The sequence below is a fragment of the Polaromonas sp. genome (genome assembly GCF_043778355.1).
In the GTDB taxonomy this organism is placed as follows: Bacteria; Pseudomonadota; Gammaproteobacteria; order Burkholderiales; family Burkholderiaceae_C; genus Polaromonas.
Map to the genome: position 1 here is coordinate 1 of NZ_JAYWHI010000056.1, position 25220 is coordinate 25220.

Below are 25220 nucleotides of genomic sequence, written 5' to 3' on the forward strand. Positions count from 1 at the left end.
CTCCACGACCGCATGACCGAAAGCGTGATGGATCACCGCGCGCAGGCCGCCGGGCTGTTCACCGAGCTGCAGGGCGCGGCGCTGCAGACAATCGACGTGCTGGCCGGCGGCAAGGCGGCGCTGGAAGCTGCCAACAGCGAGTTCGGCCTGGCGCTGGCGGTCGATGAGATCGACTATCTGGTCAATGCTTTCACCGGCTTGCAGCGCAACCCGACCGATGTCGAACTCATGATGTTCGCCCAGGCCAACAGCGAACACTGCCGCCACAAGATCTTCAACGCCGACTTCACGATTGACGGCGTGGCCCAGGACAAAAGCCTGTTCGGCATGATCCGCAACACCGAGAACTTGCACCCCCAACACACGGTGGTGGCCTATTCGGACAACGCCTCCGTCATGGAGGGCCTGCCGGTCCAGAAGTTTTATGCCAAATCGGCCTCCAGCCCCTATCCGGAAAGCGGCACCAGCTATCAAACTTATAGCGCTTCCGAGGACGTGCTGACCCATGTGCTGATGAAGGTGGAGACCCACAACCACCCGACCGCGATTTCGCCCTTCCCCGGCGCCTCTACCGGCGCCGGTGGCGAGATCCGCGACGAAGGCGCAACCGGCCGTGGCTCCAGACCCAAGGCCGGCCTGACCGGGTTCACCGTCTCGCGCCTGTTCGACGGCGATTTCGGCAAGCCCGAACACATCGCCAGCCCGCTGCAGATCATGACCGAGGGCCCGCTGGGCGGTGCCGCCTTTAACAACGAGTTTGGCCGCCCCAATCTGGCCGGTTACTTTCGCGAGTACGAACAAACCGTGGGCGGCCAGCGCTGGGGTTACCACAAGCCCATCATGATCGCTGGTGGCGTCGGCACGATTGACGCGCGCCTGACAAAAAAAATCCTGTTCCCGGCGGGCACCTTGCTGATCCAGCTGGGCGGCCCCGGCATGCGCATCGGCATGGGTGGCAGCGCAGCCAGCTCGATGGCTTCGGGGGCCAATGCAGCTCAGCTGGACTTCGACTCGGTTCAGCGCGGCAACCCTGAAATTGAGCGGCGTGCGCAGGAAGTCATCAACCAGTGCGCGCAACTCGGTACGGACAATCCGATCCTGGCGATTCACGACGTGGGCGCCGGCGGCCTGTCCAATGCTTTCCCCGAACTCGTCAACGACGCCGGGCGTGGCGCAAGATTCGATCTGCGCGCCGTGCCGCTGGAAGAAAGCGGCCTGTCGCCCAAGGAGATCTGGAGCAACGAAAGCCAGGAACGCTATGTCATGGCGATTGCACCTGAATCGCTGCCGGTGTTCCAGGCCTTTTGTGAGCGTGAACGTTGCCCATTTGCGGTGATTGGTGTGGCGACCGAGGAAAGGCAGCTGGTGTTGTCGGACAAGGATGCTGCACCTCCAGTGGACATGCCCATGAACGTGCTTTTGGGCAAGCCACCCAAGATGCACAGAGACGTGAAATCGGTCAAACACACTGTCAAACCGATGGACCTGACCGGCGTGGACCTGCAAAAAAGCGCAATCGCCGTGCTGAGCCACGCTACCGTCGCCTCCAAACGTTTCCTGATCACCATCGGCGACCGCACCGTTGGCGGCCTCACACACCGCGACCAGATGGTCGGCCCCTGGCAGGTGCCGGTGGCCGACTGCGCGGTGACCCTGGCCGACTACGCCGGTTTTGCCGGCGAAGCCATGAGCATGGGCGAACGCACGCCGCTGGCGGCCGTCAACGCTGCCGCCTCCGGCCGCATGGCGGTGGCCGAGGCCATCACCAACCTGCTGGCCGCGCCGATTGAATTGCCCCGTGTCAAGCTGTCGGCCAACTGGATGGCGGCCTGTGGCGAGCCCGGCCAGGACGCCGCGCTCTACGAAACCGTCAAGGCTGTCGGCATGGAACTGTGCCCGGCGCTGGGGGTGTCGATTCCGGTCGGCAAGGATTCCTTGTCGATGCGCACGGTCTGGTCCGAGGACGGCGCCACCAGGAAGGTCACTTCGCCGGTGTCGCTGATCGTGAGTGCCTTCGCGACGCTGCCGGACGTGCGTGGCACCTTGACGCCGCAACTGAACGGCGAAGAGGCCGACAGCACGCTGATCCTGATCGACCTGGGCCGGGGTAAAAACCGCATGGGCGGCTCCATCCTGGCGCAGACGCTGGAGTTGGAAGACGGCGACGTGCCGGATCTCGATGAGCCGCAAGACCTGGTGAACCTGGTCAATGCGATCAACAGCCTGCGCCGCCAGGGCCACCTGCTGGCCTACCACGACCGCAGCGACGGCGGCCTGTTCGCCAGCGTCTGCGAGATGGCCTTTGCCGGCCATGTGGGTGTCTCACTCAATATCGACATGCTGCTGCTTGAAGGCGACGGCATCTCCGACAGCCGCATGGACACCGGCGACAGCAAGAACTGGGCATCGCAGGTCGGCGCGCGCCGTGAGGAACTGACGCTAAAGGCGCTGTTCAGCGAGGAGCTGGGCGCAGTGATCCAGGTGCGTACCGAGGTGCGCAACGAGGTCATGCAGACCCTGCGCGAACACGGCCTGTCGAAATTCAGCCACTTCATCGGCAAGACCCGTCCCGAGCACGCTTCGCTGGAGGTCGGCAAGGGCGAGGTCCAGGTCTGGCGCGACACCAAGGCGGTGTTCAGCGCCAAACTGCAGGACCTGCATCAGGTCTGGGACAGCGTGAGCTGGAAGATCAATCAGCAACGTGACAACCCGACCTGCGCCGACGCCGAGCACGCCGCGGCCGGTGATCCGGCGGACCCCGGCCTGCATGTGGTTTTGGCATCAAATCAGCCTCCAGCCCATGCCCCACTTGCGCAAGCAGCTCCTGATTCGATAGCAAGCCCGGCGCTGCTCCTGTCGCGCCCCAGGGTCGCGATCCTGCGCGAGCAGGGCGTCAACTCGCATGTCGAGATGGCTTACGCCTTCACCAAGGCCGGTTTCGAGGCTTTCGACGTGCATATGACCGACCTGCAGACCGGCCGCGCGCAACTGGCCGACTTCACCGGTGTGGTGGCCTGCGGCGGCTTCAGCTACGGTGACACGCTGGGTGCCGGCATCGGCTGGGCCCGCTCCATCACCTTCAACCCGGCGCTGTCGGCGCAGTTTCAGGCCTTTTTCGCCCGCGCCGACACCTTCGGCCTGGGCGTGTGCAACGGCTGCCAGATGTTTGCCGAACTGGCCGACATCATTCCGGGCGCCGAGGCCTGGCCGCGTTTCACCACCAACCGCAGTGAACGCTTCGAGGCGCGACTGAGTCAGGTGGAAGTGCTGGGTTCACCCAGCCTGTTTTTTGCGGGCATGGCCGGCTCCCGGCTGCCGATCGCCGTGGCGCACGGCGAGGGTTACGCCAACTTTGCGCATCGCGGGGATGCGGGCAAGGCGATTGCCGCCATGCGCTTCACCGACAACCACGGCCAGCCGACCGAGGCCTACCCGGCCAACCCGAACGGCAGCGCCGGTGGCCTGACGGCGGTGACCACAGCCGACGGCCGCTTCACCGCCATGATGCCGCACCCCGAGCGCGTCTTCCGCAACATCCAGATGAGCTGGACCCCGCTGGACGCGAGCCAGCCCAGCCCGTGGATGGAACTCTGGCGCAATGCGCGCCGCTGGGTGGGGTGATGACCGGGATGGGTTAGCATGCTACTTATCCAAGCAATTTACACCGGGACGGTAACGATGAAACGATATTTATTGAGCGTCTTTCTGGGCCTGGGCGCAGCCTTCATGAGCAGCGGCGTGGCTGCGCAGAGCTACCCGGTCAAACCGGTGCGCCTGGTTGTGCCTTTCCCGGCCGGCGGTGCCACCGACATCCTGGCGCGCACCATCAGCCAGAGGGCGTCTGAAAAACTCGGCCAGCAAATTGTCATCGACAACCGGCCTGGCGCCGGTGGCACCATCGGCTCCGACCATGTGGCCAAGTCCGCACCGGACGGCTACACCTTGTTGATTGCCACTGGCAGTACGCATTCGATCGGCCCCATCATCAACACGAAAATCCCGTACAACGTCGACCGGGATTTTGTGCCGGTGGTGTATGTCGCGCAGACCAGCAGCGTGCTGGTGGTGCCGGCCAGCCTGCCGGTCAAGAACCTGGCCGAGTTCATTGCGCTGGCCAAGTCCAAGCCAGGCCAGCTCAATTTCGGCTCCAGCGGCAACGGCACCAACAGCCACCTCAGCGGCGAGTTGTTCAAGGCGCAGGCCGGGGTGTTCATCACCCACATTCCCTACCGCGGCACCGGGCTGGTCTTCAACGACATGATGTCTGGCCAGGTTCACATGCTGATGGACAACTATGTGACCTCCCAGAGCAACATCAAGGAGGGCAAGCTGCGCGTGCTGGGGGTGACCACGCCGCAGCGCGTGCCTTTCCTGCCCGATGTGCCGACGCTGGCCGAGCAGGGCCTCAAGGGGTTCGACGTGAGCAACTGGTTTGGCATCTATGCGCCCAAGGGCGCGGGCGCCGATATCGTCAACCGCGTCAACGCCGCCTTCAATCAGGCGCTGCAGGAGCCAGAGATGCAAAAACGGCTGGCCACCCTGGGCGCCACGCCGACTGGCGGCACGCCCGAGCAGATGGGCAAGATGGTGGCGGCCGACAGCGCCCGCTGGGCCAAGCTGATACGCGATCGCAAGATCGTCGTCGAATAACCGGTCCTGCCTTGACCCAACGGCAGCTCAGATGCCGACGGGGTAACCGTCCTTGCGATGGTCCGACGCGGCAATGTAGCCGTTTTGTGTGGTCATCGCCATCTGCGCACAGCCGAACTCGGTATTGAACCGCGGCGACACCGTGACCTGGTGGCCGCGCGCGCGCAGCCCGGCGATGGCTTCCGGCGAAAAATTCCATTCCACCGCCACTGCGCTGTTGTCGTCCATCACGCGCCAGCGCGGCGCATCGCTGGCGGCCTGGGGGTTCTGGCCGTAGTCGGCAATGCGGCAGGTGACCTGCAGGTGGCCTTGCGCCTGCATCGAGCCGCCCATCAGTCCGAAGCTCATCAGCGGCGCGCCATCGCGGGTCAGGAAGCCGGGAATGATGGTGTGGAAAGGCCGCTTGCCCGGCGCCACCTGGTTCGGGTGGCCTGGCTTGAGGCTAAAGCCCCAACCCCGGTTGTGCAGGGCGATGCCGGTGTTGGGCACGACCACGCCAGAACCAAACCCCTTGAAGTTGGACTGGATGAAAGACACCATCATGCCGCGTTCGTCGGCTGCGGTCAGGTACACCGTGCCGCCGCTGTGGGGTGAGCCGGCGCGTGCCGGGGCAGCGCGGTCCGGGTCAATGAGTTTGGCGCGCGCTGCCAGGTAACGCTTGTCGAGCAGGTCGGAGGCGGAGACTGCTTGCATGGCATCCGGATCAGCAACAAATTCCTGCAAATCGGCAAATGCCAGCTTCATGGCTTCGATCTGCAGGTGCTGGGACAGTGCGGAGTCGACACCCGCCGCCTTCAGGTCGAAGTGCAGCAGCATGCCGAGCGCCATGAGGGCGCCTATGCCCTGGCCGTTGGGCCCGATCTCGTGCAGCGTGAGGTCGCGGTAAGCCACCGAGATCGGTTGCACCCACTCGGGCTGGTGGGCGGCCAGATCCTCTTCATCCAACAGGCCCCCGGTGTTGCGCGCGTGGTCGGCGATGGCCCTGGCCAGCTCGCCCCGGTAGAAGTCGTCGCCCTTGCTGGCGGCAATACGCTCCAGGGTACGCGCCTGGCCGGGGCAGATGAACTGCTCGCCCGGCAGCGGCGCGCGGCCTTGTGGCGCAAACGCCTCGCGGTAGCCGGGCTGAGGCAAGAGCTCGGCCACCTGGGCCTGCCATTGCCGGTGCACGGTGGGCGACACCATGTAGCCGTGGCGGGCGTAACGCAGCGCCGGCTCAAACAACTCGGCAAACGGCACCGTGCCGAAGCGATCCGACAGCGCGCGCCAGGCCGATACCGTGCCAGGCACGGTGACCGAGTCCCAGCCGCGCGGCGGCATCGCCTCGTAGCGTGAGAAATGGCCCGGTGTCCAGCGGCGCGGCGCACGCCCGGAGGCATTGAGGCCGTGCATGCGCTGGCCGTCCCAGATGATGGCAAAGGCATCGCCGCCTATGCCGTTCATGCAAGGCTCCACCACCGTCAGCGTGATGGCTGTGGCCAGCGCGGCATCCACCGCATTGCCGCCGCGCGCCAGCATCAGCAGCCCGGCGGCAGACGCCAGCGGCTGGGAGGTGCTGACCACGTTGCGCGCGAGCAGCGGCATGCGCTGGGAAGGGTAGGGGAAGTTCCAGAAAGCGGAGGTGTCAGATGTCATAAGGGTCGGATGAAAGCAAAAGAAGCGGGGGCGACGGGAAAAGGCCACTCCGCGCTGGACGGGCCGGCCTCCGTGTTCAGACGCCGGGGAGATGTGTTTCGGAAACCGGCCGCTTCAGCGCTGAGGACCGGCCACCGCCGCGCCTTCGATCTTGTGCCGCGCCAGGGCGGCGGCCACAAAACCCGAGGCTTTCATCTCCTCGATGAAAGCTTCCACGTATTTCGCTGCCGCATCGCGGCCCTTGGGCAGGCCTATGGCCTGGTTGATCACCATGAAGCGGCCGGGCAGCAGGCGCACCCCGCCCACACGTTGGGCATCGGCCTCCAGTTGCTGCTTCACACCGGCGGCCACTTCGACGTTCTGCGCGAGGAAAACGTCCGTCACGGCCGGCGAGGTCGGCGCCTTCACCAGTTTTGCGTTTTTGAGTTCGCGCGTGAGGTACAGATCGTAGGCACTGGCGTTACCGACCACAATCCGCACGCCGGGCTTGTCCACGTCCTCGTTGCGCGTGATGGGCGAGGCGTTTTTCACCAGGTAGGCGCCTTCAATCACCACATAGGGTGCCGTCTGGTACAGGCCCGCGCCGCGCACCGGGTCGATGGCGACGAAACCGATGTCCACCTGCGCCTTGGTGAGCGCGTCCACCGAGGCGCCGGCTGAAGTGAAGGTGATCAGTTCCACCGGCACACCAATGCGCCGACCGAGCTCATTGGCCAGATCAACCGACACACCGCGAGGTGTGCCGTCGGCATTACGCAAGGCGAGGATGGGGTTGCCGAAATTGATGGCGGCACGCAGCTTGCCGGAGGGCGCCAGCTCGGCGACGGGGGCTGGTGAGGAGGTGGCGCAGGCGGCGAGCGTGGCGACCAGTCCCAGGCAGAGGAGGGGGCGAAGCAGGAAGTTCATCAGAAGTCCAATTTCTGGCCAGAGCCGACGACCAGCACGCAGGCGGTGTCCAGGGCCAACACCTCGGTTTTTCCGGTCTGGGCAAACCTGCCACGCCGCAGGCGGGTGGCAAGGGGAAGGGTCTGAAACATGGCGCTTTCCTGATGTTGGTTGGTATGCCACCTATTGGAGCGCCTGACGCTACATCCGTCAACCGGGAAAGCGCAGGCGGGGTGCAGGAGGCTTCGTCGATTCCCGCCCGGCGCATCGGTAGCGTCCTACAGGCGGGCTGCGGTCGGCCTCCTAGCGTGAGGGTCGGTAATTTTGCCGTTGGCCCATTTTCGACTCCACACCCATGCCCAAAACACCCAAACCCGAGGCGCCCGCCAAGGCCGCCGCGCGCAATACCGACAGCGGCCCCGCCGACAACGCCCCGATCAACAGCAACGACCTGCCGTCACGCAAGATGGCAGAAGTACAGGCCCTGGCCGAAGCCATGCCCTACAACGTCAGCAAACCGATGGAACACGGTTTTGACAACGCCCTGCATCCGCAGCGTGGCGCCAGCGTCGACTCGCCCTCGCGGCTGGCCACTGGCAGCACGCTGTCAGAAGAAAATGGCACCGAAAAAACCGGCAGCACCGCGTTGGAGGGCCTGAACGCCACCATTGAACCGCTGGACCGGGTGCGTGTGGACTCGGGCGGCCAGGTGCTCACCACCAACCAGGGCGTGCCGATTGCCGACAACCAGAATTCGCTGAAGTTCGGCCTGCGCGGCCCGGCGCTGCTGGAAGACTTCATCCTGCGCGAAAAGCTCACCCATTTCGACCATGAACGCATTCCCGAACGTATCGTGCACGCGCGCGGTTCCGGCGCGCACGGCTATTTCGAGTGTTACGCGCCACTGCCGCAGTACACCAGGGCCGCGCCCTTCAAGGAAGCCGGCAAGATCACACCGGTGTTTGTGCGTTTCTCCACGGTGGCCGGTGAACGCGGCTCCAAGGACACCGCGCGCGACGTGCGCGGTTTTGCGGTGAAGTTCTACACCGACGAGGGCAACTGGGACCTGGTGGGCAACAACATGCCGGTATTTTTCATCCAGGACGCGATGAAATTCCCGGACCTGGTGCACGCCGTCAAGCCGGAGCCCCACCACGGCATGCCGCAGGCTGGCAGTGCCCACGACACCTTCTGGGATTTCATTTCGCTGATGCCCGAATCGACTCACATGATGATGTGGGCCATGTCGGACCGCGCCATCCCGCGCAGCTACGCCACCATGCAGGGCTTCGGGGTGCACAGCTACCGGCTGGTGAACGCGGCTGGCGAGTCGGTTTTCGTCAAGTTCCACTGGGAGCCGAAATACGGCACACATTCCATGGTGTGGGACGAGGCGGTGAAAATTTCCGGCGCCGACCCGGACTTCCACCGCCGTGACCTGTGGGAGCGCATCGAATCCGGCGCCTTCCCCGAGTGGGAGCTGGGCCTGCAGATCTTCACCGAGGAGCAAGCAGAAAAATTCAGCTTCGACATCCTGGACGCCACCAAGCTGATTCCGGAGGAACTGGTGCCGGTGCAGAAGGTCGGGCGCATGGTGCTCAACCGCAACCCCGACAACTTTTTCGCAGAAACCGAGCAGGTGGCGTTCTGCACCGCCCATGTGGTGCCCGGCATCGACTTTTCCAACGACCCCCTGCTGGCCGGCCGCATCCACTCTTATGTGGACACGCAGATCTCGCGCCTGGGCGGCCCGAACTTTCATGAGATCCCGATTAACGCACCGATTGCGCCGGTTCACAACAACCAGCGTGACGGCATGCACCGCCAGGCCGTCCACCGGGGCCGGGTGGCGTACGAGCCCAATTCGCTGGGCGGTGGCTGCCCTTTTCAGGCAGGGGCAGCACAGGGTTTTGTGACGGTTGCCGCCGGTTTGCAGGCGAAGGAAGAGCAGGCCAAGGTGCGCGGCAAGCCTGAAAAATTTGCTGACCATTACACCCAGGCCACCTTGTTCTACGAAAGCCAGACCCCGGTGGAACAGGCGCACATTGCCGCAGCTTTCCGCTTCGAGCTCAGCAAGGTGACGGTACCCGCGATCCGCGAGCGCATGGTGGCGTCCTTGCGCAATGCCTCGGAATCGCTTGCGCGCAAGGTGGCTGACGGCCTGGGCATGGACGTTTTGCCGGCGCCGATGCCACGCGCGCTGGCCAAGCCGGAGCGGGCCGAAGTCACCAAGTCACCGACCTTGTCCCTGATGGCCCGACCCGGTGACGGCTCTCTCAAAGGTCGCACGGTCGCCATTCTGGTGGCGCCGGGCGTGGTCGGCACCTCCGTGGCCGCCGTGCAGCAAGCCTTGCTGGCGCAGGGCGCGGTAGGACGCCTGGTCGCGCCGCGCATCGGGCCCGTCGCAACGCAGGACGGCGACAAGCTCAATGCCGATGCGTCGCTTGAAAACGAGCCGGGCTTTCTTTTTGATGCCCTGGTGTTGCCGGATGGCGAGGCGGCCGTTGCTGCGCTGGCCCAGGACGGACACACCATGGAGTTCATCAAGGACCAGTACCGCCACGGCAAGTCCATCCTGGTGCTGGGCGCATCCAGAACCTTGATGGACAAGGCCGGGGTGCCTGCGGCGCTGCCCGATGGCCAGCCCGATCCGGGCTTGCTGTTTGCGACCGGTGGGTCGGCTAAGGTGATCGATGCCTTCATCAATGCGGTAGGCGGTCCTCGCCACGCAGCACGCGAGACCGATCCACCGCGCGTCTGATGACCGTCAGTCCATGAAAAAAGCGGCCATGAGGCCGCTTTTTTTGTCCCGACAGGGGGGCCAGGAAGGTTTATTCGACCTTGGCCTTGTCGCGCAGGCCTTGCTGGAAGGTGGCCAGTTTCTGCTGCTGCATCTGCTGGGAAATTTGCGGTTTGAGTTCTTCGAACGGCGGCAATTTGGCGGTGCGAATGTCATCGACACGGATGACGTGGAAGCCGAACTGGGTTTTCACGGGCGTGTCGGTCATCTGGCCTTTGTTGAGCTTGGCCATGGCTTCGGCGAACTCGGGCACATAGCTGCTCGGGTTGGCCCAGTCCAGGTCGCCGCCGTTGGCGCCGGAGCCGGGATCTTTGGACTGCTTTTTGGCGATGTCTTCAAACTTGCCGCCTTTTTTCAGACTGGCAACAATGGCCTTGGCTTCATCTTCCTTTTCCACCAGGATGTGGCGCGCCTTGTATTCCTTGCCACCGTTGGCTGCGACAAACTTGTCGTACTCTCCCTTGAGGTCGGCGTCGGTCACCGGGTTCTTCTTTTGATAGTCGGCAAACAACTCGCGGATCAGAATGGCCTGGCGCGCCAGTTCCATCTGGGTCTTGAAGTCGTCGGTGGCCGACAGACCGAGCTTTTCGGCCTCCTGCATGAAGACTTCGCGGGCAATCACTTCCTCGCGGATCTGGCCCTGCATTTCGGGCGTGACCGGACGGCCGGAACGTGCCAGTTGCAAGGCCAGCGCATCCACGCGGGCCTTGGGCACGGCCTTGCCGTTGACGATGGCGACGTTCTGCGCGAAGGCGCTGGCCGCACCGACCGTCATCAGGGCGCTCAGGGCGCCGGCAAATAAAATATGTTTTTTCATGAGTTTCCTTGGGTAATCGGGTTTGTTTTTCACGCCTTGCATGGCGGTTGGCGAAAAATCAGGGGGTGTCGATGATCTCGATGGCCAGTGCGTGCAGGCCCTCATCAATGAAATTTTGAAGTGCATCATACACAAGCCGGTGACGTGCCACGCGGCTCTTGCCGGCAAACGCAGGACTGGCAATACGCACCCGGAAATGACTGCCAAAACCCTGCGCATTGGCCCCGGCGTGGCCAGCGTGCAAAGCACTCTCGTCGATCACTTCCAGGTGGGTGGAACTCAGACGGGCGCGTAATTGTGCTTCGATGCGAACGGCGTGGACGGGTTGCGGCGCGGCAGTTAGCAGCATCTCAGGCCTTGACGTGTTTGTTCAGGAACACCGCCTGCGCCATGACGAAGACCAGCATCAGTCCCATGCCGCCGAACAGCTTGAAATTGACCCAGGTGGCGGTTGAGAAGCTGAAGGCTACCCAGAGGTTCAGCAGACCCATGACCGCAAAAAAAGCGACCCAGCTGTAGTTGACCTTGCGCCACACGTCATCGGGCAGGCTGAGCTGGGCGCCCATCAGTTTCTGGATGCCATTTTTCTTGAACACCAGTTGACCGACCAGCAAGGCACCGCCCATGACCCAGTACAGCACCGTGGGTTTCCATTTGATGAAGGCCTCGCTGTGGAAGTAGATGGTGGCGCCGCCCAGCAGCGTGACCAAGCCGAGGCTGACCCACAGCATGGTGTCGATCTTGCGGCCTCGTGCGACAAGCCAGAGTATCTGCGCCAGCGTCGCCAGGATCACCACCACGGTGGCCAGCAGCACCGGCGCCTCGGCAGTGCCGACCACGCCGCCGGACACCATGAAACCCAGCCACTCGGTGGCGGTGCGTGCAGCCCATTCGGTATTGCCTTCGGCGTACTTGAACATGCCGAAGAACAGGATGATGGGGAGGAAGTCGAAGAGAATTTTCATGGGCAGATTATCGGGGAGCCAGGCAACTACTTGGGCGAAAAATCGAGCGACGCGGAGTTCATGCAATACCGCAAGCCGGTATCGGTAGGACCGTCGGGAAAAACATGACCCAGGTGCGCGCCACACTGGCTGCAGACGGTTTCCGTGCGGGTCATGCCGTGGCTGCGGTCGACAATGTCGGTGATGGCGCCCGGCACGGCCAGCGAAAAACTGGGCCAGCCGCAGCCGGCATCGAACTTGGTGCTGGCATCGAACAGCTTGTTGCCGCAACAGATGCAGTGGTAGCTGCCATCGGCCCAGACCGACTCGTACTTGCCGGTGAAAGGGCGCTCGGTGGCGGCATGTCGGGTGACTTCAAATGCGCCGCGCTCTGCGCCCTTTTCGGCCAGCAAGGCTTTCCACTCGGCGTCTGTTTTCTGGATTTTTACGGTCATGGTGCTACCTTTTGAGAGGGCTTTATATCCTGCTTACGAACTGCAGCTGATTTCAATTGAGGACGCCCAGTCGGGCGGGAAACCGGCGAAGGATTCCTGGTCCGGATGTTCGTCAAATGGGGCCTGTAGCAGCTTCAGCAAGGTATCGACTCCGGAAAAGTCCTGAAGTTTCGCAGCCCGGATGGCTTGTTCGCCCAGATGGTTGCGAAGCACGTACTTTGGGTTGGTTTTGAGCATCAAATCGGCGTGTAGCCCTTTGTCCACGGGCGCAAGGCGCTCTGAATATTGTAGCGACCAGACATCAAATCCGGCGCGGTCCAGAAACAGGTCGCGCACAGCCTCGTTTGCAGTCCCCGGCGCAAAACCGCCCAAACGGCGCCAGAAAATGCTGTAGTCCACCTTGTCGGCCGCCAGCAGTTTGAAGATGCCCTCGATCAGTGCCTTGTCTTCCGGCCGCGCGTCGGGCAAGCCCAGCTTGGCCCGCATGCGGCCTTCAAGCGCCTGCGGGAACACGGTTTTGTAAGACTCCAGCGCGGCCAGCGCCTGCTCCTGACCGTCTATCAGCGGCAGCAGCGCCTGACCCAGACAAAACAGGTTCCAGTAGGCGATGTTGGGCTGCTTGTTGTAGGCGTAGCGGCCTTGGCTGTCCGAGTGGTTGCAGATGTGGCCGGGATCGAAGGCGTCGAGAAACTGGAATGGGCCGTAGTCGATGGTCAGGCCCAGGATGCTCATGTTGTCGGTGTTCATCACGCCGTGGCAAAAACCGACCGCCTGCCAGGCGGCCACCATGGTTGCAGTGCGTTCACTGACCGCCTGCAGCAGCGCCGCATACGGCTGGGCAGCGTCGCGGCACGCGGGGTAAAAGTTGTCGATCACGAAGTCGGCCAGGGTCTTGAGCTGCGCGTGCTGGTCGCTGTAGCTGAAATGCTCGAAATGCCCGAAGCGTATGAAGCTGGGCGCGACCCGCGTCACCACCGCCGCAGTTTCGATTTCTTCCCGCCGCACCCGTGCGTCCGAACCGGTCATTGCAAGCGCGCGGGTCGTGGGTATGCCCAGCCCGTGCATGGCCTCCGAACACAAATATTCGCGGATCGAGCTGCGCAGCACCGCGCGACCGTCGCCCATGCGGGAGTAGGGCGTCAGGCCAGCGCCCTTGAGCTGGATTTCCTGCGGCCCGGCTGCGGTTTGAAGCTCGCCGAGCAGGATGGCGCGGCCGTCGCCAAGTTGCCCGGCCCATTGGCCGAACTGGTGGCCGCTGTAGACGCTGGCCAGCGGCTGCGAGCCCTGTGCCACCAGGTTGCCGGTAAACAGCGCCAGCGATTCCTGCGATGCGAACCACGGCTCCTGCAGCCCGAGTTCGCGCGCCAGCGCCTGGTTGCGACCGATCCAGTAAGGGGCGGGCAGTGGCGTGGGCTGGAGTTCGGTGAAAAAGTCCAGCCCCAGCGTTTTGAAACGATTGTTCCATGCCAGGCCGGGAATGGCCGCAGCGGGATCTGTGATGACAGCACTCATGTTCAGATTGTCCCCCGTCGCCAACAGCCCCGTGGCTTCAGGGTTAAACATCAGGAGCGGCTGGGAAAGGCTTGTCCGGCGGAGTGCCGGGTCGGGTGGCATAAGCCGCCAGCGCCTGCTCGTCGAGCATGGCGACCCGGCCGAACTCGAGCGACACCAGGCCCAACTGCTCCATGGATTTGAGCGCGCGGTTGACCGTTTGCCGCGACAGACCGGCCAGATGCCCGAGCTCTTCCTGCGACAGCACGAGCCGGCGCCTGCCCTGCCAGAACACGCGGCTCAGGTACAGGGCCACGCGCTGCTCGGGCGAGCGCAGCCGCCCGGCCTCGATGATGGTCATGGCCTGGCCCAGGCGGCGGTTCAGGTGCGCGACCAGAAAGTGGTTGAAAGGCAGGCTGTGGGCCAGCAGGGCATCGAACTCGGCGCGCGGCAGGCACATCAGCACGGTGTCGCGCAACGCGATCACGTCGTAACGCCTGTCCTCGGTTTTCAGCACCGAGCCTTCGCCGAACCACTCGCCATCCGGCACACCCAGAAAGGCCGAGACGCGGCCTTCAGGCGACGTGCTTTGCAGCTTGACCAGGCCAGACAGCACCGCGTACCAGCCCTTGACGGGTGTGCCCGCTGCAAGCATGACCTCTCCCTTTCGGCTTGCCTGCGTCAGGGTGCGGTCAAGCAGGCGGGCGCGACTGTCTTCCGGCAAGGCAGCAAACCAGGGCTGACCACGCAGAAAACGGTGATGAGGCAAGGCGGCTTCTTCAAGGGACATCGGCATGATTGTCTCGCAGCCGCAGCGCCCGGCCCTTGTCACGGGTTTGTACCTAGGAACTGTCGGACCGGCGACAACCCTTGCCCTGCAGCGCCTGCCGGGCGATAGTCCGGGTTCGCCGCAGCCTTGCGAAATAAGGATGGACCGGTGCGAGTGGTGAGTGCGGGCGTTACGATGCAGTCACGGCGTTGTTGCAGAACAGCGATTTTTTACCGGATAAAAAAGGAAATAAGACCATGTTGGGTTTGATGCAAAACCAGCCGCTGCTGATTTCATCGCTGATCGATTTTGCGGAGCGCCATCATGGCGATGCGGAGATTGTGTCGCGCCGGGTAGAGGGCGATATCCACCGCTACACCTATCGCGACGTGGCGCGGCGCTCGCGCCAGGTGGCCAAGGCGCTGGATGCGCTGAAGCTGCAATTCAGCGACCGCATTGCCACGCTCGCCTGGAACGGTTACCGACACCTCGAACTGTACTTCGGCGTCAGCGGCTCCGGCCGCGTGCTGCATACCCTGAACCCGCGTCTGCATCCCGACCTGGTGTCCTGGATTGCCAATCACGCCGAAGATCAGGTGCTGTTTTTTGACATGTCCTTTTTGCCGCTGGTGCAGGCTTTTCATTCGAAATGCACCACCATCAAGCACTACATCGCCCTGTGCGACGCGGACAAGCTGCCCGCTGACAGCGGTATTCCCAACCTGAGCAGTTACGAAGCCTGGATCGCCCCACATTCGTCCGACTATGCCTGGCCGAGCTTCGACGAAAACTCGGCGTCGAGCATGTGTTACACCAGCGGCACCACCGGCAACCCGAAGGCGGCGCTGTACAGCCACCGCTCGACCATCCTGCATGCCTATGCGGCGGCGCTGCCGGACGTGATGTGCCTGAGCGCGCGCGACTCGATTCTTCCCGTGGTGCCCATGTTTCACGTCAATGCTTGGGGCATTCCGTACTCGGCCGCGCTGACCGGCGCCAAGCTGGTGTTTCCGGGTCCGGGCCTGGACGGCAAGTCCGTCTACGAACTGATCGAAAACGAAAAGGTCACCTATGCTGCCGGCGTGCCCACGGTGTGGCAGATGATGCTGGGCCACATGAAGCCGGCAGGCCTGAAATTTTCAACCCTCAACCGCACCGTCATTGGCGGTTCGGCCTGTCCGCCCGCCATGATTCACGCCTTCCAGGAAGACTACGGCGTGGAAGTGCTGCATGCCTGGGGCATGACCGAGATGTCGCCGCTCGGAACGCTTTGCACCCTGAAAAACAAACACCTGGACATGCCCAAGGACGAGCAGATGAAAATCCGGCTCAAGCAGGGTCGGGCCATCTATGGCGTGGACATGAAAATTGTCGGCGAGGACGGCAAGGAACTGGTGTGGGACGGCAAGGCGTATGGCGACCTGCATGTGAAAGGGCCGTGGATCGTTGGTGAATACTTCAAGGGCGAGGGCGGCGACCCGCTGGTTGACGGCTGGTTTCCGACCGGGGACGTGGCCACCATTGACGCCGATGGCTATATGCAGATCACCGACCGCAGCAAGGACGTGATCAAGTCCGGTGGCGAGTGGATCAGCTCCATTGATATCGAGAACATCGCCGTGGCGCACCCTGCCGTGGCCATGGCAGCGTGCATCGGCGTGCGGCACCCCAAGTGGGACGAGCGCCCCATCATCGCCGTGGTGAAAAAGCCCGGCGCCGACGTCACGCGCGAGGAACTGATCAAGTTCTACGAAGGCAAAACCGCCAAATGGCAGATTCCGGACGACGTGGTGTTTGTCGATGCAATTCCGCTGGGTGCCACCGGAAAAATGCTCAAGACACGGCTGCGTGAACAGCTCAAGGACTACACCTTGCCTGGCATCTAGCCCGCTGCGTCATTCCGCTTGGCGGAATAACGCACCAAACCGCCGCAGCGCCTTTGTCACATGCGCGATAGCCAGACATTTTTTTACGGGCAATCCCCTACGCTGCAGCGCACAAAAACTTGTACTCTGCCTCTATCAGTTAACCAGGAGACTTTGATGAACTTGACCATGAAAATTGTTGCAGCCTCGGCCATGATGATGGCCGCTGGCATGTCCTTTGCCCAAAAGGGCGAAACCGTCAAAGTGGTCAGGATTGACCCCCTGACCGGGCTGCTGGGGCCGGTGGGCGTCAGCCAGGCCAAGGGCTACCAGTTTTTTGCTGAAAAATTCAGTGGTGCCGGCAACCCGGCCGGCGTGAAATTTGAGTTCTCCACCATCGACAACAAGCTCAGCCCGGCGGAAAGCCTGAACGCGCTCAAGGCTGCGATCGACCAGGGTGCACGTTACATCATCCAGGGCAACGGCTCCTCGGTGGCCCTGGCATTGAGCGACGCCGTCGCCAAACACAATGAGCGCAACCCTGGCAAGGAGGTGATGTACCTCAATGACTCGGCCGTGGACCCCGATCTGACCAACAGCAAGTGCAACTACTGGCACTTCCGCTTTGACGCAGACACATCAATGAAAATGGAGGCGATGTCCAGCTTCATGGCCACCCAGCCTGACATCAAGAAAGTTTATTTCCTGAACCAGAACTACTCACACGGCCACCAGGTCGTGAAGTTCGGCAAGGAATCGCTGGCTCGCAAGCGCCCCGACATCCAGGTGGTGGGCGAAGACCTGCACCCGCTGGCCCAAACGCGTGACTTCGCTCCGTACATCGCCAAAATCAAGGCCTCCGGCGCCGACACCGTGATCACAGGAAACTGGGGGTCTGACCTCTCGCTGCTGATCAAGGCCGCCAACGAAAACGGCTACAACGGCAAGTTTTTCACCTATTACGCCGGCGTCACCGGCACGCCAACGGCCCTGGGCCAGAACGGCGCCGGACGCGTTTATCAAATCGCCTACAACCACTACAACATGGGTGGGCAGATGGAAAAGTGGATGAAGGAGTTCAACGCCAAGTACAACGACGACTTCTACACCGGCTCGACCATCCGCATCTTCGAAATGCTGGGTGCTGCCATGGCCAAGGCCAAATCCACCGACCCGGTGAAGGTGGCAGCGGCGATGGAAGGCCTGAAAGTCAAAAGCTTCAACGGTGAAGTCGAAATGCGCAAGACCGATCACCAGTTGCAGCAGCCGCTGTACATGTCGGTATGGCAAAAGGCCGATGCCAAGAGTCCCTACAGCCCTGAAAAAACCGGCATGACCCTGGCGATGGTCAAGGAATATCCGAACTACGTGTCGAGCACACCGACCAGCTGCCAGATGAAGCGTCCGTAAATTCCGGCGCCTTGCGACAGAGCCCGAGCGGGTTGCCGTATCGGGCTCTTTTACTTTTACCGACGAGGAAGGTCACGCTGAATGGAGTTTTTCATCATCTCGATGCTGAACGGGCTGAGCTATGGGCTCTTGCTGTTCATGCTGAGTTCGGGACTCACGCTGATTTTCAGCATGATGGGGGTCCTGAATTTCGCGCACGCCAGCTTCTACATGCTGGGCGCGTATGTGGGCTACACCGTGGCCCAATTCGTCGGCTTCTGGCCAGCCTTGCTGATCGCACCTCTGGTCGTTGGCGGGTTGGGTGCCTTGTTTGAGCGCCAGTGTTTGCGCAAGGTGCACAAGTTCGGCCATGTGCCTGAGCTTCTGATCACGTTTGGCTTGTCTTACGTCATCGTTGAACTGGTTCAACTGATCTGGGGCCGCATTGCGGTGGAATTCCGTCCGCCCGAACTCCTTCAGGGGCCGGCTTTCACGCTGATCAATGATTCGGTCAAGGGTTTGAGCCTGTTCTGGGGCACTGCACCCGCCGACCTGTGCAGCACGGCCGACGCGGCGGTGCGTATTGTCTGTTCGCCGTTCCCTGCCACCCGCGGTTTCATGATGCTGGTCGCAGTGATCATGCTGGCTTCGGTCTGGTTGCTGCTGACGCGCACCCGCATCGGCCTGGTGATTCAGGCCGCACTGACACACCCGGAGGCGGTCGAATCCCTGGGCCACAACGTGCCACGCGTGTTCATGCTGGTGTTCGGCGCCGGCTCGGCGCTGGCTGGCCTTGCCGGGGTGATCGGTGGCAGCACCTTCCTGACCGAGCCGGCCATGGCCGCCACGGTGGGTTCCGTCATCTTCGTGGTGGTGGTGGTGGGCGGCATGGGCTCACTGTCCGGCGCCTTCGTGGCCTCGGTGCTGATCGGTGTGATTCAGACCTTCGCCGTGGCCTTCGACTACTCGCTGGTCACCCTGGCTGAGCAGATCGGTGTGCCGCTCAGTGCTGCGGTGGCCAATAACTCCTATATCAAACTCACCTTGTCGCAGGTGGCGCCTATTCTTCCCTATCTGTTTTTGGTGCTCATCCTGATCTTCAGGCCGCGCGGCCTGCTCGGCAAGCGGGAGGGCTGACCCATGAAAACACATTACCAATTTGCGCCGCTCAACATCGGGCGCTGGATCACCTGGGGTCTGTTTGCGCTGATTCTCGTGGTCGCACCGATGGTGTTTGGCAGCGGCCTGAGCCTGACCGTGTTGTCCCAGATGGGCATTGCCATCATTGCCTGCCTGTCCTACAACATGTTGTTGGGGCAGGGCGGCATGCTGAGCTTCGGGCATGCGGTGTATACCGGCCTGGGCTCCTTTCTTGCGATTCATGCGCTCAACAGCGTCGGCAACGGCGCGTTGCCGCTCCCGGTGTCGCTCGTGCCGCTGGTGGGCGGCCTGGCCGGCGTTGGCTTTGCCGTGTTGTTCGGGTATGTCACCACGCGCAAGTCGGGCACCACCTTCGCGATGATCACGCTGGGGCTGGGTGAACTGGTCTTTGCGCTGTCGCTGATGATCCCGGAGTTTTTTGGCGGTGAGGGGGGCGTGTCGGGCAACCGGGTCGTTGGCAAAGCCGTGATGGGCATCAACTTCGGTCCGCAGATCCAGATTTACTACCTGATTGCCTGCTATACCTTTGTGGCGGTGGGTCTCATGTTTGCCTTTACCCGAACCCCGCTGGGCCGCATGCTCAACGCCGTGCGGGACAACCCCGAGCGGGTGGAGTTTGTGGGGTACGACACCCAAAAAGTACGCTACATGGCCTTCATTATTTCCGGTTTTTTCGCCGGCATCTCCGGAGGGCTGGCCGCGCTCAATTTCGAGATCGTCACGGCCGAGGTGGTAGGCGCCGCACGCTCGGGCGGCTATTTGTTGTTCACCTTCCTGGGGGGGGCCACCTTTTTCTTCGGTCCCATCATAGGCGGCATCCTGATGGTGCTGGCAACGGTGCTGCTGTCCGAGTTCACAAACGCCTGGCTGCTCTACCTGGGCCTGGTGTTCCTGTTCATGGTGATGTATGCGCCCGGCGGCATCGCCAGCCTGATCATGATGAACCTGCGCGTGGCGGCTTTCGGCAAGCTGCGCCAACTGTGGGTCAGCTATCTGGCCATGACGGTCACCGTGCTGGTCTTGCTGGTCGGCGCTGGCGCGATGATTGAGATGGTCTACCACATGCAGCTCAACACCACGCTCGGCTCACAACTCAAGTTTTTGGGCGTCACACTCGACGTCAAAAACCTCAACAGCTGGTTTGGTTCGGCGTTTGTGATGCTGACCGGCCTGGGCCTGTTTGAAGTCACGCGCCGCCAGTTTCTGGTCGAGTGGGGTGACATCCAGGAATACATCGAAAAAGAAATCAAGCGCCGGGAAAGTCTATGAGCCCCCACGCTTGTCACTACGTGTACTGCGCTGCCCCCCGAGGGGGCTGGCCTCGCTTGGGGCGGCCCTGCGCGGCGGCCGATCATTCTTACGCTGGTCCCGTTGTGTGCGGCGCACTTGACGGGCGGAAAACAATATGACTTATGCACTTGAATTGAAAGACCTGCGCAAGAGTTTCGGCAAAACCGAGATCATCCGCGGCGTCAACCTCGCTGTGAACGCCGGCGAACGCGTCGGCATCATCGGGCCCAACGGCGCCGGCAAGTCCACGCTGTTCAACCTGATCAGCGGGCGCTTCGAACCCAGCAGCGGTGATGTGCTGCTCGGTGGCCAGCGCATCAACGGCAAAAAACCGTTCGAGATCAACCGTCTCGGCCTGTCGCGCAGTTTCCAGATCACCAATATCTTCCCCAAACTCAGCGTGTTTGAAAACCTGCGCTGCGGTGTGCTCTGGAGTCTGGGCTACAAATACACCTTCCTGAAGTTCCTGGCCGACCTGGACGACGCAAATGACCGCGCCGACGAGCTCATGAAAATGATCAAGCTCGACAAGAAGCGCGATGTGCTGGCCATCAACCTGACCTATGCGGAGCAGCGCGCGCTGGAGATCGGCATCACCATCGCCGGAGGCGCCGGTGTCATCCTGCTGGACGAGCCCACGGCGGGTATGAGCCGCAGCGAAACCAGCCGCTTCATCAATCTGATCAAGGAAGTGACCGTGGGCAAAACCCTGCTGACGGTGGAACACGACATGGGTGTGGTGTTCGGCCTGGCCGACCGGATTGCCGTCGTGGTGTACGGCGAGGTACTGGCTTTCGACACGCCAGACGCTGTGCGTGCCAACCCGCGCGTGCAGGAGGCCTATCTCGGCTCCCATGTCGCCGATGCCCAGGCGGGACACTGATATGCTGAAAATCGAAAACCTTCACGCCTACTACGGCAAGAGCCATGTGCTGCATGGCGTTCATTTTGACGTCCAGCCCGGTGAAATCGTCGCCTTGCTGGGGCGCAACGGGTCCGGCCGCTCCACCACTGCCAAGGCCATCATGGGACTGGTGGATTGCCAGGGCGACATCCAGTGGAAAGGCAAGCAGATGGTTGGCCGCAAGGCCTACGAGGTTGCCCACCTGGGCATTGGGTATGTGCCCGAGAACCGCGACATCTTTCCGACCTTGACCGTGCATCAGAACCTGATGCTGGGGCAGAAAGGCAAGGGCAAGGGCAGCCGCTGGTCCTTCGAGGACATGTACCAGATGTTTCCCCGGCTCAGGGAGCGGCAGCATACGGAAGCCGGCGTGCTGTCGGGCGGCGAGCAGCAGATGTTGACGCTGTGCCGCACCTTGATGGGCGACCCGGACCTGATCATCATCGACGAGCCGACCGAAGGACTGGCGCCCAAAATTGTCGAGCTGGTGGGCCAGTATCTGCAGACCTTGAAGACCAAAGGTATCTCCGTGTTGCTGATCGAGCAGAAACTGACCATCGCCATGGCCATTTCGGACCGGGCGCTGGTCATGGGCCATGGCAGCATCGTGTTCCAGGGCACGCCCGACAGCCTGCGGGCCGACGCCTATATTCGCAAGGAATGGCTGGAGGTCTGAAAGACCGGCTTTGCCAGCAAGCCGGATTTTGTCGCGACAGGGACAATGCAGACGACCCCGAGGGTTGCAGTGCAACATAAGCTCTCTACAATAAGAAAAGAACGGTCGTACTATTTTGGCGGTCCGGCCCTTTCAGGGTTTTGGCGATCAGCGGCTGAGAATCACGAAACAAAGGAAAATAACTCATGACAGCGAAATACGAAGTCCACGGCAGCGTGGCGGTCATCACGCTTCAAAACCCGCCCGTCAACGGCCTCGGTCACGCCACGCGTGTAGGCATCACGGATGGCCTGCAAAAGGCCCAAGCCGACGCCAGCGTCAAATCGATTGTGCTCACTGGTGCCGGCAAGGCCTTTTCTGGCGGTGCCGACATCAAGGAATTTGGCTCTCCCAAGGCGCTGGCCGAGCCGAATTTGCTGAGCGTTATTCTGGCTGTCGAAAACTCTTCCAAGCCTGTGGTGGCCGCGATTCATTCGGTGTGTATGGGCGGCGGTCTGGAACTGGCGCTCGGTTGCCACTACCGTATCGCGGCGCCCGGCACCAGCGTGGCCCTGCCTGAAGTCAAGCTCGGATTGATTCCGGGAGCAGGCGGTACCCAGCGGCTGCCGCGCGCACTGGGCGTGGAGCCCGCACTCAACATGATCGTCAGCGGCGAGCCCGTCAAGAGTGAATTGCTGGCCCAAATTCCGGGCCAGAAACTGTTTGACAAGATGGCCAGTTCTGCCGAGTCACTGGCCGAGGAGGCACTGGCCTACGCGCAAGCGGTGTCCGACACCCGGCCTCTGCCCCTGGTCCGGAATCTGCCTTGCAAACACCCGAACGGCGACGCTTATTTCCAGTTTGCGCGCAACATGGTCAAGGGCATGGCAAAAAACTTCCCGGCGCCCGGCAAGTGTGTCGATGCCGTGGAATCGGCCACCAAGAAGAAATTTGACGAAGGCATGACTTTTGAGCGGGAAATCTTCACCGCCCTTATGTTCACCCCGGAAAGCCGCGCCTTGCGCCATATTTTCATGGCCGAACGTGCAGCCTCCAAAATCCCTGACGTGCCGGAAGATACCGTCAAGCGCGAGATCAAGTCCATTGCCGTGATCGGTGCCGGCACCATGGGCGGCGGTATTGCCATGAATTTTCTGAACGCCGGCATCCCGGTCAAGATGCTGGAAATGAAGCAGGAAGCCCTCGACAAGGGGCTGGGCATCATCCGCAAGAACTACGAATCGCAGGTCAAGCGCGGCAAGCTCAAGCAGGACAAATACGAGCAGCGCATGAGCCTGCTGAGCACCACGCTCAGCTACGACGACCTGAAAGACGCCGACATGGTGATCGAAGCCGTGTTCGAGGAAATGGGCGTCAAGGAAAAAGTTTTCAAGGAACTTGACCGTGTGATGAAGCCCGGCGCCATCCTGGCCTCCAACACGTCCACGCTGGATGTCAACACGATTGCCTCGTTCACGAAACGCCCGCAGGACGTGGTCGGCATGCTTTTCTTCAGCCCGGCCAACGTCATGAAGCTGCTTGAAGTCATCCGTGGAGAAAAAACCGCCAAGGACGTGCTCGCCACCGTGATGGCCGTCAGCAAGAAGATCAAGAAGACCGCCGTGGTCTCGGGCGTTTGCGACGGTTTCATTGGCAACCGCATGATCGAGCAGTACGGCCGGCAGGGCGGTTTCCTGCTTGACGAGGGCTGCACCCCCGCGCAGGTCGACAAAGCCATGGAGAAGTTCGGCATGGCCATGGGCCCGTTCCGCATGGGCGACCTGGCCGGCAACGACATTGGTTGGGCCATCCGCAAGCGCCGCTACACCGAAAAGCCGGACATGAAATACAGCAAGACCGCAGACTTGCTGTGCGAGAAGGGCCGTTTCGGTCAGAAAACCGGCGCCGGTTGGTACGACTATGTTCCCGGCAAACGCGACGCCGTGCCGAATGCCGAAGTGGTCAAGATGATCGAGGACCACCGCGCCGCCCAAGGCATCACGCCACGCAAGATTTCGGATGAAGAAATTGTCCAGCGCCTGGTTTATGCACTCGTCAACGAAGGCGCCCAGATCCTGGAGGAGGGCATTGCGTCCAAAGCCAGCGACCTCGACATCGTTTACCTGATGGGCTACGGCTTCCCGATTCATCGCGGCGGCCCCATGCTGTATGCGGACCAGGTGGGCCTGTTCAACGTGGTGCAGAGCATGCAGCGTTTTGCGCAGAACCCGCTGGACGACGCGAAATTCTGGCAGCCCGCGCCGCTGCTGGCCAAGCTGGCTGCCGAAGGCAAGACTTTTAACTAATTTCCGGAGATCTCCATGACTTCAGCCGTAATCGTTTCCACTGCCCGCACCCCTCTGGCCAAAAGCTGGAAGGGTTCCTTCAACATGACCCATGGCGCCACTCTGGGTGGTCACGCCGTTGAACATGCGATCAAACGCGCCGGCATCGAAGCCGCTGAGGTTGATGATGTGATCATGGGCTGCGCCAACCCCGAAGGCGCGACCGGCGCCAACATTGCGCGTCAGGTCGCCCTGCGCGCCGGCTGCCCGATCACCGTCTCGGGTGTCACCGTCAACCGCTTCTGCTCTTCCGGTCTGCAGACCATTGCGCTGGCAGCCCAGCGCATTATTGCCGGCGAAGCCGACGTGTATGTGGCGGGTGGCGTCGAAAGCATCTCCTGCGTGCAGCAGGAAATGAACACCCACATGCTGGCCGACTCCTGGCTCGCCAAGAACAAGCCCGAGATTTACTGGAACATGCTGCAGACCGCCGAGCAGGTCGCCAAGCGCTACGGCATTTCGCGCGAGCAGATGGACGAATACGGCGCAGCCAGCCAGCAAAAAGCCACGGCTGCACTGGCGGCCGGGCTGTTTGACGCAGAGATCGCACCGATCACCGTCACCATGGGTGTGGCCGATGCGGTGATGGGTCTGACCACCAAAGAAGTGACGGTCAGCAAGGACGAAGGCATTCGCGAAGGCACCACCAAGGAAGGTATCAGCGGCATCAAGCCGGCCATTCCCGGCGGTGTGATTTCTGCCGGCAATGCCAGCCAGTTCTCTGACGGCGGCGGCGCCGTGGTGGTGATGAACGAAACCCTGGCCGAGAAAAAAGGCCTGAAGCCCTTGGGCCGTTTCCTGGGCTTTGCCGTGGCCGGTTGCGAGCCTGACGAAATGGGTATTGGCCCGGTTTACGCGATTCCCAAGGTGCTGGCGCGTCTGGGCCTGAAGGTCAGCGACATCGACCTGTGGGAATTGAACGAAGCTTTTGCAGTGCAAGTACTGTATTGCCGCGACAAACTCGGCATTCCCGCTGACCGCCTGAACGTGAACGGCGGCGCCATCGCCGTCGGCCACCCCTACGGCGTCAGCGGCCAGCGCCTGACCGGCCACGCCCTCATCGAAGGCAAACGCCGCGGTGCCAAACGGGTGGTGGTGACCATGTGCATCGGCGGTGGCATGGGCGCAGCGGGGGTGTTTGAGGTTCTCTAATGCCCACCGTCCTGCG

Annotated in this window: 20 protein-coding genes; 11 read left to right on the top strand and 9 right to left on the bottom strand. The window is 62.2% G+C overall.

Annotated features, from left to right (window positions below):
* A partial coding sequence (gene purL, locus ACH2CW_RS09250; RefSeq protein ID WP_395057349.1) for a phosphoribosylformylglycinamidine synthase occupies positions 1 to 3621 on the top strand: 3621 nt, incomplete at its 5' end.
* A 57-nt stretch (positions 3622 to 3678) separates the two neighbouring features.
* Complete coding sequence (locus ACH2CW_RS09255; protein WP_395057351.1) at positions 3679 to 4650, top strand: Bug family tripartite tricarboxylate transporter substrate binding protein; 972 nt, start codon at positions 3679 to 3681, stop codon at positions 4648 to 4650.
* A 27-nt stretch (positions 4651 to 4677) separates the two neighbouring features.
* Here the strand turns inward: ACH2CW_RS09255 and ACH2CW_RS09260 are convergent, their stop codons facing one another.
* From ACH2CW_RS09260 to ACH2CW_RS09270, 3 genes are all read right to left on the bottom strand, one after another.
* Positions 4678 to 6282: a gamma-glutamyltransferase family protein gene (locus tag ACH2CW_RS09260; protein WP_395057353.1), complete on the bottom strand. Its 1605-nt coding sequence runs from the start codon at positions 6280 to 6282 to the stop codon at positions 4678 to 4680.
* Positions 6283 to 6396: 114 nt separating this feature from the next.
* On the bottom strand, positions 6397 to 7188 hold the full coding sequence (locus tag ACH2CW_RS09265) for an ABC transporter substrate-binding protein (RefSeq protein ID WP_395057355.1): 792 nt from the start codon (positions 7186 to 7188) through the stop codon (positions 6397 to 6399).
* Positions 7188 to 7319 carry a hypothetical protein gene (locus ACH2CW_RS09270; RefSeq protein ID WP_395057357.1) on the bottom strand — a complete coding sequence of 44 codons (132 nt, stop codon included), beginning with the start codon at positions 7317 to 7319 and terminating at the stop codon, positions 7188 to 7190. The genes ACH2CW_RS09265 and ACH2CW_RS09270 overlap by 1 nt, the downstream gene beginning before the upstream one ends.
* A gap of 203 nt (positions 7320 to 7522) precedes the next feature.
* On the opposite strand from ACH2CW_RS09270, the gene ACH2CW_RS09275 reads away from it, so the two are divergent.
* A complete protein-coding gene (locus ACH2CW_RS09275; protein WP_395057359.1) occupies positions 7523 to 9928 on the top strand; it encodes a catalase in 2406 nt (801 codons plus the stop codon).
* A gap of 70 nt (positions 9929 to 9998) precedes the next feature.
* Here ACH2CW_RS09275 and ACH2CW_RS09280 read toward each other — a convergent pair whose 3' ends face one another.
* The 6 genes from ACH2CW_RS09280 to ACH2CW_RS09305 are packed head-to-tail and all read right to left on the bottom strand — an operon-like array spanning position 9999 to position 14464.
* Positions 9999 to 10784 carry a peptidylprolyl isomerase gene (locus ACH2CW_RS09280; protein WP_395057361.1) on the bottom strand — a complete coding sequence of 262 codons (786 nt, stop codon included), beginning with the start codon at positions 10782 to 10784 and terminating at the stop codon, positions 9999 to 10001.
* A 58-nt stretch (positions 10785 to 10842) separates the two neighbouring features.
* Entirely contained in the window at positions 10843 to 11133 is a 291-nt protein-coding gene (locus ACH2CW_RS09285; protein ID WP_395057363.1) for a BolA family protein, read from the bottom strand.
* A 1-nt stretch (position 11134) separates the two neighbouring features.
* Positions 11135 to 11749 carry a septation protein A gene (locus ACH2CW_RS09290; RefSeq protein ID WP_395057365.1) on the bottom strand — a complete coding sequence of 205 codons (615 nt, stop codon included), beginning with the start codon at positions 11747 to 11749 and terminating at the stop codon, positions 11135 to 11137.
* 26 nt (positions 11750 to 11775) lie between these two features.
* Positions 11776 to 12183, bottom strand: a complete 408-nt coding sequence (gene msrB, locus ACH2CW_RS09295) for a peptide-methionine (R)-S-oxide reductase MsrB (protein WP_395057367.1) — start codon at positions 12181 to 12183, stop codon at positions 11776 to 11778.
* A gap of 33 nt (positions 12184 to 12216) precedes the next feature.
* Positions 12217 to 13695 carry a YdiU family protein gene (locus ACH2CW_RS09300; RefSeq protein ID WP_395057369.1) on the bottom strand — a complete coding sequence of 493 codons (1479 nt, stop codon included), beginning with the start codon at positions 13693 to 13695 and terminating at the stop codon, positions 12217 to 12219.
* Between the two features lie 43 nt (positions 13696 to 13738).
* The gene (locus ACH2CW_RS09305; protein ID WP_395057387.1) at positions 13739 to 14464 is read right to left on the bottom strand and encodes a Crp/Fnr family transcriptional regulator; all 726 of its coding nucleotides are present in this window, start codon (positions 14462 to 14464) and stop codon (positions 13739 to 13741) included.
* A 236-nt stretch (positions 14465 to 14700) separates the two neighbouring features.
* Here ACH2CW_RS09305 and ACH2CW_RS09310 point away from each other — a divergent pair, with 236 nt between their 5' ends.
* The 8 genes from ACH2CW_RS09310 (at position 14701) to ACH2CW_RS09345 (ending at position 25204) form a co-directional block, all read left to right on the top strand.
* Positions 14701 to 16329, top strand: coding sequence for a 3-(methylthio)propionyl-CoA ligase (locus tag ACH2CW_RS09310; RefSeq protein WP_395057371.1), 1629 nt, complete (start codon positions 14701 to 14703; stop codon positions 16327 to 16329).
* A gap of 156 nt (positions 16330 to 16485) precedes the next feature.
* Entirely contained in the window at positions 16486 to 17718 is a 1233-nt protein-coding gene (locus tag ACH2CW_RS09315) for a branched-chain amino acid ABC transporter substrate-binding protein (RefSeq protein ID WP_395057373.1), read from the top strand.
* 81 nt (positions 17719 to 17799) lie between these two features.
* Complete coding sequence (locus ACH2CW_RS09320; protein WP_395057375.1) at positions 17800 to 18834, top strand: branched-chain amino acid ABC transporter permease; 1035 nt, start codon at positions 17800 to 17802, stop codon at positions 18832 to 18834.
* 3 nt (positions 18835 to 18837) lie between these two features.
* The gene (locus tag ACH2CW_RS09325; RefSeq protein WP_395057377.1) at positions 18838 to 20127 is read left to right on the top strand and encodes a branched-chain amino acid ABC transporter permease; all 1290 of its coding nucleotides are present in this window, start codon (positions 18838 to 18840) and stop codon (positions 20125 to 20127) included.
* A gap of 136 nt (positions 20128 to 20263) precedes the next feature.
* Positions 20264 to 21031: an ABC transporter ATP-binding protein gene (locus tag ACH2CW_RS09330; RefSeq protein WP_395057379.1), complete on the top strand. Its 768-nt coding sequence runs from the start codon at positions 20264 to 20266 to the stop codon at positions 21029 to 21031.
* 1 nt (position 21032) lies between these two features.
* Positions 21033 to 21728, top strand: a complete 696-nt coding sequence (locus tag ACH2CW_RS09335) for an ABC transporter ATP-binding protein (RefSeq protein ID WP_395057381.1) — start codon at positions 21033 to 21035, stop codon at positions 21726 to 21728.
* A gap of 185 nt (positions 21729 to 21913) precedes the next feature.
* Entirely contained in the window at positions 21914 to 24013 is a 2100-nt protein-coding gene (locus tag ACH2CW_RS09340) for a 3-hydroxyacyl-CoA dehydrogenase NAD-binding domain-containing protein (protein WP_395057383.1), read from the top strand.
* A 15-nt stretch (positions 24014 to 24028) separates the two neighbouring features.
* Positions 24029 to 25204, top strand: a complete 1176-nt coding sequence (locus ACH2CW_RS09345; protein ID WP_395057385.1) for an acetyl-CoA C-acyltransferase — start codon at positions 24029 to 24031, stop codon at positions 25202 to 25204.
* The last annotated feature ends 16 nt before the right edge of the window (positions 25205 to 25220 follow it).